The 16,033-nt window shown below is 65.5% G+C and carries 16 protein-coding genes; all 16 read left to right on the top strand.

All coding sequences use genetic code 11. The annotated features are described in order from the left end of the window. Positions 1-12 precede the first annotated feature (12 nt). The 16 genes from EV678_RS05770 to hflK all read left to right on the top strand — a co-directional run bounded on the left by EV678_RS05770 (position 13) and on the right by hflK (position 16,025). A complete protein-coding gene (locus tag EV678_RS05770; RefSeq protein ID WP_130458813.1) occupies positions 13-897 on the top strand; it encodes an electron transfer flavoprotein subunit beta/FixA family protein in 885 nt (294 codons plus the stop codon). Next, complete coding sequence (locus tag EV678_RS05765) at positions 890-1,972, top strand: electron transfer flavoprotein subunit alpha/FixB family protein (RefSeq protein ID WP_014238161.1); 1,083 nt, start codon at positions 890-892, stop codon at positions 1,970-1,972. The genes EV678_RS05770 and EV678_RS05765 overlap by 8 nt, the downstream gene beginning before the upstream one ends. A gap of 9 nt (positions 1,973-1,981) precedes the next feature. Next, the gene (locus EV678_RS05760; protein WP_014238160.1) at positions 1,982-3,292 is read left to right on the top strand and encodes an FAD-dependent oxidoreductase; all 1,311 of its coding nucleotides are present in this window, start codon (positions 1,982-1,984) and stop codon (positions 3,290-3,292) included. 135 nt (positions 3,293-3,427) lie between these two features. After that, on the top strand, positions 3,428-3,712 hold the full coding sequence (locus EV678_RS05755) for a ferredoxin family protein (RefSeq protein ID WP_014238159.1): 285 nt from the start codon (positions 3,428-3,430) through the stop codon (positions 3,710-3,712). Positions 3,713-3,892: 180 nt separating this feature from the next. Beyond that, positions 3,893-4,321, top strand: coding sequence for a nucleoside-diphosphate kinase (gene ndk / locus EV678_RS05750; protein ID WP_014238158.1), 429 nt, complete (start codon positions 3,893-3,895; stop codon positions 4,319-4,321). Between the two features lie 71 nt (positions 4,322-4,392). Continuing rightward, positions 4,393-5,496, top strand: a complete 1,104-nt coding sequence (rlmN, locus tag EV678_RS05745) for a dual-specificity RNA methyltransferase RlmN (RefSeq protein ID WP_014238157.1) — start codon at positions 4,393-4,395, stop codon at positions 5,494-5,496. After that, on the top strand, positions 5,493-6,311 hold the full coding sequence (gene pilW, locus EV678_RS05740; RefSeq protein ID WP_130458812.1) for a type IV pilus biogenesis/stability protein PilW: 819 nt from the start codon (positions 5,493-5,495) through the stop codon (positions 6,309-6,311). The genes rlmN and pilW overlap by 4 nt, the downstream gene beginning before the upstream one ends. Then, positions 6,308-7,267, top strand: coding sequence for a helix-turn-helix domain-containing protein (locus EV678_RS05735; RefSeq protein WP_130458811.1), 960 nt, complete (start codon positions 6,308-6,310; stop codon positions 7,265-7,267). Before pilW ends, EV678_RS05735 begins: the two co-directional genes overlap by 4 nt. Positions 7,268-7,270: 3 nt before the next feature. Beyond that, positions 7,271-8,509, top strand: a complete 1,239-nt coding sequence (ispG, locus tag EV678_RS05730; protein ID WP_014238154.1) for a flavodoxin-dependent (E)-4-hydroxy-3-methylbut-2-enyl-diphosphate synthase — start codon at positions 7,271-7,273, stop codon at positions 8,507-8,509. A 69-nt stretch (positions 8,510-8,578) separates the two neighbouring features. Further along, positions 8,579-9,877: a histidine--tRNA ligase gene (gene hisS / locus EV678_RS05725; RefSeq protein ID WP_014238153.1), complete on the top strand. Its 1,299-nt coding sequence runs from the start codon at positions 8,579-8,581 to the stop codon at positions 9,875-9,877. Continuing rightward, a complete protein-coding gene (locus EV678_RS05720) occupies positions 9,877-10,551 on the top strand; it encodes a YfgM family protein (RefSeq protein WP_207222182.1) in 675 nt (224 codons plus the stop codon). The genes hisS and EV678_RS05720 overlap by 1 nt, the downstream gene beginning before the upstream one ends. Next, positions 10,548-11,696, top strand: a complete 1,149-nt coding sequence (gene bamB / locus EV678_RS05715) for an outer membrane protein assembly factor BamB (protein ID WP_014238151.1) — start codon at positions 10,548-10,550, stop codon at positions 11,694-11,696. The genes EV678_RS05720 and bamB overlap by 4 nt, the downstream gene beginning before the upstream one ends. Positions 11,697-11,717: 21 nt before the next feature. After that, complete coding sequence (gene der, locus EV678_RS05710) at positions 11,718-13,103, top strand: ribosome biogenesis GTPase Der (protein ID WP_014238150.1); 1,386 nt, start codon at positions 11,718-11,720, stop codon at positions 13,101-13,103. 83 nt (positions 13,104-13,186) lie between these two features. Next, entirely contained in the window at positions 13,187-13,426 is a 240-nt protein-coding gene (hfq, locus tag EV678_RS05705; RefSeq protein ID WP_014238149.1) for an RNA chaperone Hfq, read from the top strand. Positions 13,427-13,515: 89 nt separating this feature from the next. Beyond that, positions 13,516-14,703 carry a GTPase HflX gene (gene hflX / locus EV678_RS05700; RefSeq protein WP_130458810.1) on the top strand — a complete coding sequence of 396 codons (1,188 nt, stop codon included), beginning with the start codon at positions 13,516-13,518 and terminating at the stop codon, positions 14,701-14,703. Between the two features lie 71 nt (positions 14,704-14,774). Then, positions 14,775-16,025, top strand: coding sequence for an FtsH protease activity modulator HflK (gene hflK, locus EV678_RS05695; RefSeq protein ID WP_043798355.1), 1,251 nt, complete (start codon positions 14,775-14,777; stop codon positions 16,023-16,025). The last annotated feature ends 8 nt before the right edge of the window (positions 16,026-16,033 follow it).

The following is a 16,033-nucleotide window of genomic DNA, read 5'->3' as shown; positions in this document are numbered from 1 at the left end:
CGGATCGTCATCATGCACATCGTCGTTTGTATCAAGCAGGTGCCGGACAGTGCCCAGATTCGGGTCCATCCGGTGACCAACACCATCATGCGCCAGGGGGTGCCGGCCATCATCAACCCCTACGACCTGTTCGCCATCGAGGCGGCCCTGGCTCTCAAGGACCAGCTGGGGGGCAAGGTGACGGTGCTGACCATGGGCCCGCCCCAGGCCGAGCCGGCCCTGCGCAAGGCCCTCTCCTACGGCTGCGACGAGGCCGTGCTGGTGACCGACAAGCTCTTCGCCGGGGCCGACACCCTGGCCACCTCCTACGTGCTGGCCTCGGCCATCAAAACCTTGCACCAGGAGACCCCGGTGGACTTGGTGTTCACCGGCAAGCAGACCATCGACGGCGACACGGCCCAGGTGGGCCCGGGCGTCGCCAAGCGCCTGGAGCTCGAGCTGCTGACCTACGTTTCCCGCATCGTCAGCGTGGATCAGGCTGCCAACAGCATCCGCGTCGAGCGCCGCGCCGAGGGCGGGGTGCAGGTGCTGGAAACCCGCCTGCCGGCCCTCATCACCATGCTCGAAGGCAGCAACGAAATCCGCTTCGGCAGCGCCCCCGACATGTTCCGCGCCGCCCGGGCCGAAGTCTGCGTCTGGGACCGCAACGCCGCCGGCATCGAGGACATCAAGAAGGTGGGTTTGAAAGGCAGCCCCACCATCGTCAGCCGGGTCTTCGTGCCCAGCCCCCGGGCCCAGAAGGCCCAGCAGATCGAGTTCGACGCCGCCAACCCGGAAGCCGCCACCCAGACCCTGCTGGACAAGGTGCTGGTGGAAATCCCCAAGGTCAAAAAGCAATTGGATCAAACCCGCGACAACAAGCGGGCTAGCCGTAGTGCAGGAGAGCGCCATGAGTGAAGCCAAGACCGACAAGCCCATCAAGAAGCGCAAGATCAAGCTGGATGAAGAACTGCTGGCCTACAAGGGGGTCTGGGTCTTCGTCGAGAGCGAGCGGGGCCATGTGCATCCCGTCTCCTGGGAGCTGATGGGCCAGGGCCGCCGTCTGGCGGACCAGCTGGGGGTGGAGCTGTGCGGCGTGGTCATGGGCGCCCCGGGGCCGGACCTGGAAGCCCAGTGCCGGGCCGCCTTCGCCTACGGCGCCGACCGCTGCTACCGCATCGCCAGCCCGGTGCTGGCCGAGTACCGCAACGTGCCCTTCACCCGGGCCCTGACCGACCTGGTCAATGCCCACAAGCCGGAGATCCTCCTGCTGGGCGCCACCACCCTGGGCCGGGACCTGGCCGGTTCCGTCGCCACCACCCTGAAGACCGGCCTCACCGCCGACTGCACCGAACTGGCCATCGATCCGGAAGACCGCTGCCTGCTCTCCACCCGTCCCACCTTCGGCGGCAGCCTGCTGTGCACCATCGTCACCCTCAACTACCGGCCCCAGATGGCCACGGTGCGCCACCGGGTGATGCCCATGCCCGACCCGCAACCGGAACGGACCGGCCTGATCGTGGACTTCGAGGCCGGCCTGATCGAGACCGACATCGTCACCAAGGTGCTGGAATTCATCCCCGATGACCAGCGCGACAAGCCCCAGCTGCCCTACGCCGAAATCGTCGTCTCCGGCGGCAAGGGCCTGGGCAAGGCGGAGAACTTCAAGCACGTGTGGGATCTGGCCAAGGTCCTGGGCGGCGAAGTGGGGGCCTCCCGGGCCGCCATCCACGCCGGCTGGATCTCCGCCGACCGCCAGGTGGGCCAGACCGGCAAGACTGTGCGCCCGGCCCTCTACATCGCCGCCGGCATTTCCGGCGCCATCCAGCACCGGGTGGGTATGGAAGGGGCGGACTGCATCATCGCCATCAACAACGACCCCAACGCCCCCATTTTCGACTTCGCCCACTACGCCATCGTCGGCGACTGCAACCAGGTGCTGCCGGCCCTGGGCCGCACCTTCGCCGGCTACCTGGCGCACCAAGGCAGCTAAGGAATCTCCATGACCCAGAACATCGAAAAATTCGACGTCATCGTCGTCGGCGCCGGTCCTGCCGGCAATGCCGCCGCCTACACCCTGGCCAAGGCCGGTAAGAAGGTGCTGCAGCTGGAGCGGGGCGAGTATCCCGGCTCCAAGAACGTGCAGGGCGCCATCCTCTACGCCGACGCCCTGGAAAAGATCATCCCCGACTTCCGCGACTCCGCCCCCCTGGAGCGTACCGTCATCGAGCAGCGCATGTGGGTGATGGAGGACGAGTCCTACGTCGGCACCACCTTCCGCTCCGACCGCTTCAACCAGATGCCTGGCAACCGCTACACCATCATCCGGGCCCGTTTCGACAAGTGGTTCTCCGAGCAGGTGCAGAAGGCCGGCGCCCTGGTGATCTGCGAAATGACGGTGATCGCCCTGCTGCGGGATGCCGCCGGCAAGGTCATCGGCGTCGAAGTGGACCGGGAGGACGGCAAAATCTACGCCGACACCGTGATCCTGGCGGACGGGGTCAATTCCCTGGTGGCCAGCCGGGCCGGCCTGCGGGAGGACATCAAGCCCGCCGCCGTGGCCCTGGCGGTGAAGGAAACCATCTTCCTGCCCAAGGAAACCGTGGAGGCCCGCTTCAACCTGAAGGGCAGCGAGGGTGTGGTGATCGAGATGCTGGGCAGCATCAGCCAGGGCATGGCCGGTACTGCCTTCCTCTACACCAACAAGGACTCCATTTCCCTTGGCATCGGCTGCATGCTTTCCGACATGAAGGCGCAGAACACCACCCCGGCGGAACTGCTGGAAAAGCTGAAGCAGCACCCTTCCGTGGCACCCCTGATCGCCGGCGGCGAGACCCGGGAATACGCCGCCCACCTCATTCCCGAAGGCGGCTACCACGCCCTGCCCGAGCTGTACGGCGAAGGCTGGCTGCTGGTGGGGGATTCCGCCGGTTTCGTGAACGCCGTGCACCGGGAAGGCTCCAACCTGGCCATGACCAGCGGCCGCCTCGCCGCCGAGACCCTGCTGGAACTGGGGGAGAAGGGCCTGCCTTCCACCGCCGCCAACCTGGCCCGCTACAAGGCCAGGCTGGAGGACAGCATCGTGCTGAAGGACCTGAAGAAGTACCGCAACATCCCGGATACCCTGCACAGCCAGCGCCAGTTCCTCTCCGATTACCCGGCCCTGCTCAACGGCGCCGCCCACGAGTTCTTCACCGTGGATGGACAGGACAAGGCGACCAAGGAAAAGGCCATCTTCAACGCCTTCCGCGAACGCCGTAGCCTGCTGGGGCTGCTGGGCGATGCCTACCGCCTGTGGCGCGCCACCCGCTGAGGAAGGGCCAACAAAATGGTCCTGGCCGTGTCGCCTTGCCGTACTAGCTGTACTGCCTGCGGCGGCACGCCTGGCCAGGATCGCTGCGCTTCACGCTGTTTCCCTTGGGCGCAGCGCTTCAAAAGGACATAGATCATGATGAAAGTCGAAGAAAAGCTGTTCCAGAACCGCTACCGGGTCGATGCGGATCGGCCCCATATCCGCATCAAGAACGAATCCGTCTGCAACGACGGCTGCGTCAGCCGGGCCTGCGTCGTTTGCTGTCCGGCCGGCTGCTGGTCCTTCGAGGAGGGCAAGATCGGCCTGATCACCGACGGCTGCCTGGAATGCGGTACCTGCCGGGTGGTCTGCGACACCCACGGCAACGTGGACTGGAACTATCCCCGGGCCGGCTTCGGCATCCTCTTCAAGTTCGGTTGAGTTCCGGCGGCCGCCTTCCCGTCAGGGGAGGGCGGCCGGTTTCCCGTCCCGGCCCCGGGGCGGGGATGGCGGCTGCCGTGGTGCTGCCAAGGTGCGGAAATGGCGTCCGGGCTGGGGTTCTCCCCTAAGGTCTGGTAAAATATAAAGTTATTTCCAAACCCAGCTATTCACGGAGTGACCATGGCTATCGAACGCACCCTTTCCATCATCAAACCCGACGCCGTCGCCAAGAACGTCATCGGCAAGATCTACTCCCGTTTCGAAACCAACGGTCTGAAGATCGTTGCTTCCAAGATGGCCTGGCTGTCTGCCGAAGAAGCCGGCAAGTTCTACGCCGTGCACAAGGAACGCCCCTTCTTCAAGGATCTGGTGTCCTTCATGATCTCCGGCCCCGTCATGATCCAGGTGCTGGAAGGCGAAAACGCCATCGCCAAGAACCGCGACCTGATGGGCGCCACCGACCCCAAGAAGGCCGAGCCGGGCACCATCCGCGCCGACTTCGCTGAATCCATCGACGCCAACGCCGTGCACGGCTCCGACGCCGCCGAAACCGCTGCCAACGAAATCGCCTTCTTCTTCCCGGCGATGAACGTTTACTCCGGTCGCTAATCGGAGTCGGGTGAGCGGGGTCTGACGGTCCCGCTTTTTCGTTGTTCCCCCTCACCCAATCAGAGTCCCAGATGCAAAACCTGCTCGATTTCGATGCCGAAGGCCTGACGGCCTGGTTCGCCGCCCGTGGCGAGAAGCCCTTCCGGGCGCGCCAGGTGCTGCGCTGGATGCATCACTTCGGCCAGGCCGATTTCGATGCCATGACCGACATCGCCAAGAGCCTGCGTGAAATGCTCAAGGCCAATGCGGTCGTGCTGCCCCCAGCCATCGTCAGCGACAAGCTGTCCGACGACGGCACGCGCAAGTTCCTCTTCGACGTGGGCAACGGCAATGCGGTGGAAACGGTGTTCATCCCGGAAGACGACCGGGGCACCCTGTGCATTTCCACCCAGGCCGGCTGCGCCCTGGACTGCGCCTTCTGCTCCACCGGCAAACAAGGATTCAACCGCAACCTGGCCGTGTCCGAGATCATCGGTCAGCTGTGGCAGGCCAACCGGGCCCTGGGGGTCGATCCCCGCCACCCGGACAAGGCCGAACGCATCATCAGCAATGTGGTGCTGATGGGCATGGGCGAGCCCCTGGCCAATTTCGAGGCCGCCGTCGCCGCCCTCAAACTGATGCTGGACGACAACGCCTACGGTCTTTCCCGTCGCCGCGTCACCGTCTCCACTTCCGGCCTGGTGCCGGCCATGGACCGCCTGCGGGATGAATGCCCGGTGGCCCTGGCCGTCTCCCTGCACGCCCCCAACGACAAGCTGCGGGACGAGCTGGTGCCGATCAACCAGAAATACCCCATCGCGGAACTGATGGCTGCCTGCCAGCGTTACCTGGAAAAGGCGCCGCGGGATTTCGTGACCTTCGAATACGTGATGCTCGACGGGGTGAACGACAGCGATGCCCATGCCCGGGAACTGCTGGCCATCACCCGCGACGTGCCCTGCAAGTTCAACCTGATTCCCTTCAATCCCTTCCCGGGATCGCCCTTCCGCCGCTCCAAGGCGGAGCGCATCCGTCGTTTTGCCGACATCCTCATCCAGGCCGGCGTCGTCACCACCACCCGCAAGACCCGGGGCGACGACATCGATGCGGCCTGCGGCCAGCTGGCCGGTCAGGTGCAGGACAAGACCCGGCGCAACGAACGGCGGACCATCCCGATTCAGGAGATGCGACCATGAGCAAGACCCCCTTCCGGCTGCCCACGCTCCCGCTTCTGATGTGCTGCCTGGCGGCCCTGGTGACGGCCTGCAACAGCAATCCCAGTGTCCCCTCCAGCCAGCCCCTGGCCGAAGGTCCCCAGTCCCAGATGACGGTCACCGGCAATGCCCGCAATTCGGCCAAGATCCATACCGAGCTGGGGGCCCTGTACTTCCAGGACGGCCAGCTGGCCACGGCCCTGGAGGAGCTGCGCATTGCCATCGCCGCCGATTCCAGCTATGCCCCGGCCCACAACGTGCTGGGCCTGGTGCACATGGACCTGCGGGAAAACGAGGCGGCGGAGCAGAGCTTCCGTCGCGCCCTGTCCCTTGCCGGCAACGACCCCGAAATCAACAACAACTTCGGCTGGTTCCTCTGCCAGGTCGGGCGGGAGAAGGAATCCATCGCCTACTTCAACAACGCCATCAAGAACCCGCTCTACCCGACGCCGGAGCGTGCCTATCTGAATGCGGGCCGGTGCTCGGAGAAAATCGGCGACCTGAAAGGCGCGGAAAACTACTATTTCCGGGCGCTGCGCCTCGCCCGCAACGATTTCCAGGCCACCTTGGCCATGGCCGGCCTCAAGTACCGCCAGGATGACCTGGACGAGTCCTACCGGCTGGTGCGCGAATTCCACAAGGCCAGCGATCCCACTCCCGAATCCCTGTGGCTGGGCCTGCGCCTGGCCCGCAAGCTCGGGGACCGGGCCGAAGAGGCCAGTTACAACGCCCAGTTGCGCCGCCGTTTCCCGGGCTCCCGGGAAACCCAGGCCCTCTTGAAAGGCAATTTCGAATGAGCGAACTCGTTCAAGAAACCCTGGCCGAGGAATCTCCCGCCGCGGAGTCCCGGCCCGAGGTCAGTGTTGGCCTCGTCCTGCGCCAGGCGCGGGAATCCCGTCAGATGTCCGTTGCCGATGTGGCCCAGTTGCTGAAAATCAGCTATCGCCAGGTCGATGCCCTGGAGAGCGACAACTGGGACGCCTTGCCGGGCCAGACCTTCGTCCTCGGCTTCATCCGCAATTACGCTCGGCTGCTGCATCTGGACGCCACGCCCCTGCTGCAGCAGATCAAGGCGGCCCAGACCCCGGACAATCCCAACATCGTGCTGCCCGAAGCCTCCGCCGCCTCCCTGCCCCAGCCGGGCCAGGGCAAGCGCCGCGATCTGGCCGCCGTGGCCGGCGCCGCCCTCATGGTGGGGGTGGCCGTGGCCGCCTATTTCCTGGTGCCGGCCGATTTCTGGCAGTCCGCGCCGGAGCCCGAGCCCGTCGCTGAAACCGCCGCCGAAGCGGAGCCCGAGCAGGCCTTCCCGCCTGCTGCTCCGGCCGAAGGCAACAGCAGCGAAGCTGCCGCCACCGGGGTTCCGGAGCAGGCGCCAGCTACCGTTGTGCCGCCTGCTGCGGCCGCAGTCGCAGCCGCAGCACCGGCTCCTGTGGCAGCAGCAGCTCCCGCTGCCGTGGCCGCCCCCGCTCCGGTCACGGTTTCTCCCCCGGCCCCCAGTGGCGCCGTGGCCGCCGGCCAGGCCCGCTTCAAGTTCCGCTTCGAGCAGCCCTCCTGGGTCGAAGTGAAGGACAAGAGCGGCCAGATCGTCTTTTCCCAACTCAACCCCGCCGGCAGCGAACGGGAAGTGGAAGGTGTGCCTCCCTTCTCCCTGGTGGTGGGCAATGCATCCCACGTCAAGCTGACCTACAAGGGCCGGGATGTGCCTCTGGAACCCCGCAGCAAGGACGACGTGGCCCGCGTCAGCCTCGATTGATCCATGTCTGATCCCTATTCCATTCCCCGTCGCCCGACCCTGGGCGTGAAGGTGGGCGGCGTCACCATCGGCGGCGATGCCCCGGTGGTGGTCCAGTCCATGACCAACACGGACACCGAGGACTACCTCGCCACCGCCCTGCAGACGGCCGAACTGGCCCGGGCCGGTTCCGAGCTGGTGCGCATCACCGTGAACACGCCGGAAGCGGCTGCGGCCGTGCCGAAGATCCGCGAGCACCTGGATCGCCTCGGCCTCTCCGTGCCCCTCATCGGCGACTTCCACTACAACGGCCACCGCCTGCTCACCGACCATCCGGAGTGTGCCCAGGCCCTGGCCAAGTACCGCATCAACCCGGGCAATGTGGGCCATGGCAAGAAGCGGGACGAGCAGTTCGCCCAGATGATCGAGCTGGCCTGCAAGTACGACAAGCCGGTGCGCATCGGCGTGAACTGGGGCAGCCTGGACCAGGACCTGCTGGCCCGCATCATGGACGAGAACGCCAAGCGGCCCGAACCCAAGGACGCGGTGCAGATCATGCGCGAGGCCATGGTCACCTCGGCCCTGGAGTCGGCGGAGAAGGCCGTGGAGATTGGCCTGCCGGCCGACCACATCGTCCTCTCCTGCAAGGTTTCCGGGGTGCAGGACCTGATCGCCATCTATCGGGAGCTGTCGGCCCGTTCCCGTTTTGCCCTGCACCTGGGCCTGACCGAAGCCGGCATGGGCAGCAAGGGTATCGTCGCTTCCACTGCCGCCATGGGCGTGCTGCTGCAGGAAGGTATCGGCGACACCATCCGCGTCTCCCTGACCCCCGAGCCCGGCGGCAAGCGTACCGGCGAAGTCATCGTCGCCCAGGAAATGCTGCAGACCATGGGCCTGCGCGCCTTCACCCCCATGGTGGCGGCCTGTCCCGGCTGCGGCCGCACCACCAGCACTTTCTTCCAGGAACTGGCTTCCACCATCCAGGAGTATGTGCGGGCCCAGATGCCCCAGTGGCGCACCGAGTACGACGGCGTGGAGAACATGACCTTGGCGGTCATGGGCTGCGTGGTCAACGGCCCGGGCGAGAGCAAGCACGCCAACATCGGCATTTCCCTGCCCGGCACCGGCGAAGTGCCGGCGGCACCGGTGTTTGAGGACGGGGAAAAGACGGTTACCCTGCGGGGCGACAATATCGCCGAAGAATTCAAGGCCATCGTGGATCGCTACGTGGCCCGTACCTACCAACGCAAACTGCATCCGTGATTGCCAGGGACCGGGGCCGGCGCCGCCTGTGGGCGGTGTCCGGCCCTTCCCGATAATGAAACCAGGTTTATGAGTCAGAAAACACTACAAGCCGTCCGCGGCATGAACGACATCCTCCCCGACGAAGCCGAGCTGTGGGAGCGCTTCGAGGAGGTCGTCCGTTCCTGGCTGCACAGCTACGGCTACCGCCCCATCCGCATGCCCGTCGTGGAGCCCACCGGCCTCTTCAAGCGGGCCATCGGCGAGGTCACGGACATCGTCGAGAAGGAAATGTATTCCTTCGAGGATGCCCTCAACGGTGAAAACCTCACCCTGCGCCCCGAAGGCACCGCCGGTTGCGTCCGTGCCGTGATCCAGCACAGCCTGGCGGCCCAGCATCCGCGCCGCCTCTACTACATGGGCCAGATGTTCCGCCACGAGCGGCCCCAGCGCGGCCGCTACCGCCAGTTCCACCAGGTGGGCGTGGAGTCCTTCGGCTTCGCCGGTCCCGATGTGGACGCGGAGCAGATTCTCATGGGCGCCCGCCTGTGGGACGACCTGGGTCTGGAAGGCATCACCCTGCAGATTAACAGCCTGGGCCAGCCCGAAGAGCGGGCCCGGCACCGGGCCGAGCTGATCGCCTATTTCCAGGCCAATGCCGACCGGCTGGACGAGGATTCCCAGCGCCGCCTGCACACCAATCCCCTGCGCATCCTGGATACCAAGAATCCGGACATGCAGGAGCTGTGCGCCAACGCCCCCAAGCTGATCGACTTCCTCGGCGCCGAATCCCTGGCCCACTTTGAAGGCGTGCAGCAGGTGCTGCGGGATGCCGGCCAGCCCTATACGGTGAATCCGCGCCTGGTGCGGGGGCTGGACTACTACAACCTGACCGTGTTCGAATGGGTCACCGACCGCCTTGGCGCCCAGGGTACGGTTTGTGCCGGCGGCCGCTACGACGGCCTGGTGGAGCAGCTGGGCGGCAAGCCCACGCCCGCCTGCGGCTTTGCCATGGGGGTGGAACGCCTCATCGCCCTGATCCAGGACCAGGATCTGGCGGGCAATCCGGAGCCGGTGGATGTGTACGTGGTGCACCAGGGCGAGGCCGCCAGCCGGCTCGCCTTCCGCGTCGCCGAAGGGCTGCGGGACAACGGCCTGGCCGTGCTCCTCAATTGCGGCGGCGGCAGCTTCAAGAGCCAGATGAAAAAGGCCGACGGCAGCGGTGCTGCCTTCGCCGTGATCATCGGCGACGACGAGGCGGCGGCAGGGGAGGTGAGCCTCAAGTCCCTGCGCAGCGCCGACGGCGAGAAGGGCGAACAACAGCGGGTGAAGGTGGATGATCTGCCTGCCACCCTGATGGATTCAATCATTGATTGGGAAGAGGAATAATGGCCGTCTACGACTTGCAGGAGCAGGAACAGCTCGACGAAATCAAGACCTGGTGGAAGCAGCACGGCAACCTGGTGACCAGCATCCTGCTCGCCGCCGCCATCGGTGTTGCCGGCTGGCAGGGCTGGAACTGGTACCAGGGCCGCCAGTCGGCCCAGGCCGCCGTGGTTTTCGGTGTGCTGCAGAAGGCCGCCCTGGAGGGGGATGCCCAGCGCCTCAAGGCGGCTGCCGGCGAGCTGCTGGAAAACTACAAGGGCTCCACCTACGCCTCCCTCGGCGCCCTGACCGCGGCCAAGGTGGCCTTCGACGGCGGCGACCTGAAGACCGCCAAGGTGCAGCTGGCCTGGGTGGCCGAGAACGGCAAGGACGAGCTGCGCGACCTGGGGCGTCTGCGCCTGGCCGCCGTGCTGCTCGACGAGAAGTCCTACGACGAGGCCCTGAAGCAGGTGGAAGCCAAGCCGGCACCCGCCTTCGCGGCCCGCTATGCCGAAGTGCGTGGCGATATTTTCCTGGCCCAGGACATGAAGGACGAAGCCCGCAAGGCCTTCGCCGACGCCCTGGCCGCCATCGATGCCGCCGCCAAGGCTGGCAGCGGCGCTCAGGATGCCCAGGCGGCCGCCGCCTACCGTCAGGTGCTGCAACAGAAGGCCGACGCCCTGGGAGAGGCCAAGTGAAATTCCGTCCCGCCCTCCTGAGCCTGCTGCTGGCAGCCGCCCTGGGCGGCTGTTCTTCCCTGGACAAGATCAATCCCTTCGCCAGTTCCTCCAAGGTCAAGATGGCCGAGCTGGACACCATCAAGCCCAGCGTCAATGTGGTGAGCCTGTGGCAGGGCCGGGCCGGCAAGGCTGAGGACTACGTCTTCACGCCGGCGGTGGTGGATTCCAGCGTCTATGTGGCCGCCAACAACGGCAGCGTCACCCGTTTCGACGACGGCAAGCAGGCCTGGCAGGTTTCTGCCGGCCAGCCCCTCTCCGGTGGTGTCGGTAGCGACGGCCGTCTGGTGGTGGTGGGCACGCCCAAGGGCGAAATCATTGCCTTCGACGCCAAGGACGGCAAGCAGCTGTGGAAGGCCCGGGCCAGTTCCGACATCCTGGCGGCGGCAGCCGTGAGCGCCGACATCGTCGTCGTGCGCACCGGCGACAACCGCCTCTACGGCTTCGATCCGGCCGACGGCAAGCGCAAGTGGGTCTATCAGCGCAACAACCCGGCCCTCTCCCTGCGCAATGCGGCGCCGCCGGTGATTTCCGAACGCTACGTCTTCGCCGGGTTCCCCGGCGGCAAGCTGGTGGCGGTGTCCCTGCAGAACGGCGCCGCTGTCTGGGAAGGCACCGTGGCCCTGCCCAAGGGCACCACCGAGCTGGACCGGGTGGCCGACATCACCAGCCCCCCCGTGTTCGACGGTCCCCAGGTGTGCGCCGTGGCCTACCAGGGCCGCGTCGCCTGCTTCGATCTGACCAACGGCAACCTGATCTGGGCCCGGGACATGTCCTCCGCCTCCGGTCTGGCCATGGACAGCCGCAATATCTACGTCGCCGACGACAAGGGCGCCGTGCATGCCCTGGACCGTTTCCGCGGCACCTCCCTGTGGAAGCAGGACAAGCTCTTCCTGCGCCAGCTCTCCATGCCCCGGGTGGCCCACGGCCTGGTGGCGGTGGGTGACGTCAAGGGCGTGATCCACTTCCTCAACCGGGACGACGGCTCCTTCAGCGCCCGCTTCACCACCGACGGCACTGCCGTGGTGGCGGCGCCCCAGAGCTACGGCAGCGGCTGGCTGTTCCAGACCCAGGGCGGCGGCGTGTTCGCCCTCGACGTTCAATAATCCAAGCAGAAAGCATTACTCGTGAAACCCACCCTGGTACTGGTCGGCCGGCCCAATGTAGGCAAGTCCACCCTGTTCAATCGCCTGACCAAGACCCGTGACGCCATCGTCGCCGACCTGCCCGGGCTGACCCGGGACCGCCACTACGGCCACGGCAAGGTGGGTAGCAAGCCCTATCTGGTGGTGGACACCGGCGGCTTCGAGCCCCTGGCCAAGGACGGCATTTTCCACGAGATGGCGCGCCAGACCGAGCAGGCCATCGCCGAAGCGGACGCCGTGGTGTTCGTGGTGGACGGCCGCGTCGGCATTACCGCCCAGGACAAGGAAATCGCCAACAAGCTGCGCAAGCTGGAGCGCCCGGTGCTGGTGGCGGTGAACAAGGCCGAGGGCATGAAGCACACGGTGGTGGCCGCCGACTTCTACGAACTGGGCCTGGGCGAGCCGTTCCCCGTTTCCGCCACCCACGGCGACGGCGTGCGGGATCTGGTGGAAATGGCCCTGGCCGATTTTCCCGAGCCGGACGAGGATGACGCCAAGGACGAAACGCCCCGGGTGGCCATCGTCGGCCGTCCCAACGTGGGCAAGAGCACCCTCATCAACGCCCTCATGGGCGAAGAGCGGGTCATTGCCTTCGACATGCCCGGCACCACCCGGGATGCCATTTTCGTGGACTTCGAGCGCAACGGCCGCAAGTACACCCTGATCGACACCGCCGGCCTGCGCCGCCGCGGCAAGGTCTTCGAAGCCGTGGAGAAGTTCTCCGTGGTGAAGACCCTGCAGTCCATCGAGGACGCCAACGTGGTGGTGCTGGTGCTGGATGCGGACCAGGACATCTCGGACCAGGATGCCCACATCGCCGGTTTCGTTGTCGAATCCGGCCGCTCCCTGGTGGTGGCGGTGAACAAGTGGGACAGTCTGGACGCCTACCGGCGCGAGCGCATCAAGGTGGATCTGGAACACAAGCTGAAATTCCTCAGCTTCGCCACCTTCCACTACATTTCCGCCCTCAAGGGCCTGGGCCTGGAAAAGCTGTTCACCTCCGTGGACCGGGCCTACGCCGCCGCCATGGCCAAGCTGCCCACGCCCAAGCTGACCCGGGTGCTGCTGGACGCCGTGGCCCGCCAGGCGCCGCCCCGTCACGGCGGCATCTTCCGCCCCAAGCTGCGCTATGCCCACCAGGGCGGCTCCAACCCGCCCCTGATCGTCATCCACGGCAACGCCTTGGATTCCCTGCCGGAAAGCTATCGCCGCTACCTGGAACATACCTTCCGCGAAGTGTTCAAACTGCAGGGCACGCCCCTGCGGGTCCAGTTCAACACCAGCCACAATCCTTTCGCCACCAAGGAAGTGCGCAAGATCGGCAATCCGCGGGACACCTTTTACAAAAACCGCGAGAAAAAGTCCTGAATTTACGGGTTTGCCCGGTGGCTTTCCCCCGGAAAATCCATTAAAGTGCTTTTTCCATAACAACGAACCATGGAGTTTCAGCCATGAGCAATAAAGGGCAACTTTTACAAGACCCGTTTCTCAACACGCTCCGCCGCGAACATGTGCCGGTTTCCATTTACCTGGTGAACGGCATCAAGCTCCAGGGCCAGATCGAGTCCTTCGACCAGTACGTCGTGCTGCTCAAGAACACGGTGACCCAGATGGTCTACAAGCATGCCATTTCCACAGTGGTGCCGGCCCGCCCCGTCAATATCCAGCAGGATAACGGCGCCGAGTCGTGATCATTCCCCGCATACGCATTTCCGGCCCGCTGGCGTCACCGGCGGGCCGCGTCGTTTTCGGCCGGTTGCGGCCAGTCTGCTCCTAATCCATGTTTGATCGTCCCTCCGCCGGTGACCCCAGGGTCCCCGGTTCCGAGCGCGCCCTCCTGATCCAGGTGGATTTCGGCCAGCCCGACATCGAGGATTCCCAGGAAGAACTGCGCCTGCTGGCCAGCTCGGCTGGTGCCGAAGTGGTGGATGTGCTGGTGGCCAAGCGGGGTGCGCCCGATGCGGCCACCTATGTGGGCAAGGGCAAGGTGCAGGAAATCGGTGCCGTCGCCGCCGCCCATGATGCCACCCTGGTGATTTTCAACCACGAGCTGTCGCCGGCCCAGGAACGCAACCTGGAGCGGGCCCTGCAATGCCGGGTGATCGACCGCACCAGCCTGATCCTGGACATCTTCGCCCTGCGCGCTAGCAGTTCCGAAGGCAAGCTGCAGGTGGAACTGGCCCAGCTGGAGCATTTGGCCACCCGCCTGGTGCGGGGCTGGACCCACCTGGAGCGGCAGCGGGGCGGCATCGGTATGCGCGGTCCCGGCGAAAAGCAGCTGGAAACGGACCGCCGTCTGCTGGGCGTCCGGGTCAAGAGCCTCAAGGAGCGCCTGGCCAAGCTGTCGCGCCAGCGCAATGTGCAGCGGCGGGCCCGTTCCCGACGCGATGTGCTCAACGTGTCCCTGGTCGGCTATACCAACGCCGGCAAATCCACCCTGTTCAACGCCATGACCAAGGCCGGCGTCTATGCGGCGGACCAGCTTTTCGCCACCCTGGACACCACCTCCCGCAAGCTGTGGCTGCCGGAAGTGGGCTCCGTGGTAATGTCGGACACGGTGGGTTTCATCCGTGACCTGCCCCACGCCCTGGTGGAGGCCTTCAAGGCCACCCTGGAAGCCACGGCCCAGGCCGATCTGCTGCTGCATGTGGTGGATTCCGCCTCCCATGCCCGGGAGGAGCAGATTGCCGAAGTCAACAAGGTGCTGCACGAGATCGGTGCCGACCAGGTGCCCCAGATTCTGGTGTGGAACAAGGCCGACCTTACGGGCTTGCCCGCCGCTGTGGAGCGGGACGAGTATGGTAAACTTCACCGCGTCCGATTGAGTGCCAGGACCGGCGAAGGCCTGGATTTGTTGCGCCAGGCACTGACGGAGTTTGCCAGGGATAATTCACTCAGCATGACGACAGCGGCCTCTGCGGACGATGCCGCGGCAGCCAGTGCGAATGACGCAGTGCAAGACGTTTAGACCGGATCACCGGCCCCTCATACCGCCCTCAATAAGAGTTCCCCGACATGATCTCTAGCATTGGACTTCTGATGTCGCTCAACGACCCCCAGTGGGGCAATCGTGGCAATGGCGACGGCCGCCGTCCCAACCAGGGACCTCCCGATCTGGAAGACCTGTGGCGCGATTTCAACCGCCGCCTGTCCGGCATGTTCGGCAAGAAGGGCGACGGCAAATTTGGCGGCGGCGATTCCGGCGGCCCCTCCGATTTCAATCCCAAGCTTTTCGGCGGCGGCATCGGCCTCCTGGCGGCCCTGGTGGCCGTGGTCTGGCTGGCCTCCGGCTTCTACATCGTCGACGCCTCCCAGCGCGGCGTGGTGCTGCAGTTCGGCAAGTTCAAGGAAACCACGGAGCCGGGCCTGCGCTGGCGCCTGCCGTTCCCCATCGAATCCCACGAACTGGTGAATCTCACCGGCGTGCGCACCATCGAGGTGGGCTACCGGGGCAGCGAGAAGAACAAGGTGCTGAAAGAGGCGCTGATGCTGACCGATGATGAAAACATCATCAACATCCAGTTCGCCGTGCAGTACTACCTGAAGGACCCGGTCGAATACCTGTTCAACAACCGTCACGCCGACGAAGCCGTGATGCAGGCTTCGGAAACGGCCATCCGGGAAATCGTCGGCAAGAGCAAGATGGACTTCGTCCTCTACGAAGGCCGGGAGCAGGTGGCGGCCCAGGCGGCCAAGCTGATGCAGGACATCCTGGATCGCTACAACACCGGCATCCTCATTTCCAAGGTCACCATGCAGAATGCCCAGCCGCCGGAGCAGGTCCAGGCAGCCTTCGACGATGCGGTGAAGGCGGGCCAGGACCGGGAGCGGCAGAAGAACGAAGGCCAGGCCTACGCCAACGACGTCATCCCCCGGGCCAAGGGCACCTCCGCCCGCCTGTTGCAGGAAGCCGACGGCTACAAGCAGCGCATGATCGCCACCGCCGAGGGCGACGCCAGCCGCTTCAAGCAGATCCTCGTGGAATACGCCAAGGCACCCGAGGTGACGCGCCAGCGCCTCTATCTGGAAACCATGCAGCAGATCTACGCCAACACCTCCAAGATTATGGTGGATGCCAAGGGCGGCAACAACCTGCTCTACCTGCCCCTGGACAAGCTGATGGAAACCGTGGCGGCGCCCGGTCATGCCGGCGTCCCGGCCGCCCAGGCCGTTGAAAGCACCGTGAACCGGGGTGTGTCGATTTCCAACGACGTTCCGCCCCAGCTGGAAAAGAACGATGTACGTTCCCGTGACGCTTCCCTGCGTTCCCGGGATCGGGACGGCCGCTAAGGAGCCCC

This window comes from Azospira oryzae (assembly GCF_004217225.1).
Classification (GTDB): Bacteria; Pseudomonadota; Gammaproteobacteria; order Burkholderiales; family Rhodocyclaceae; genus Azospira; species Azospira oryzae.
Note: the sequence above shows the minus strand (reverse complement) of the source record. Positions and strands in the feature narration are given on the sequence as shown.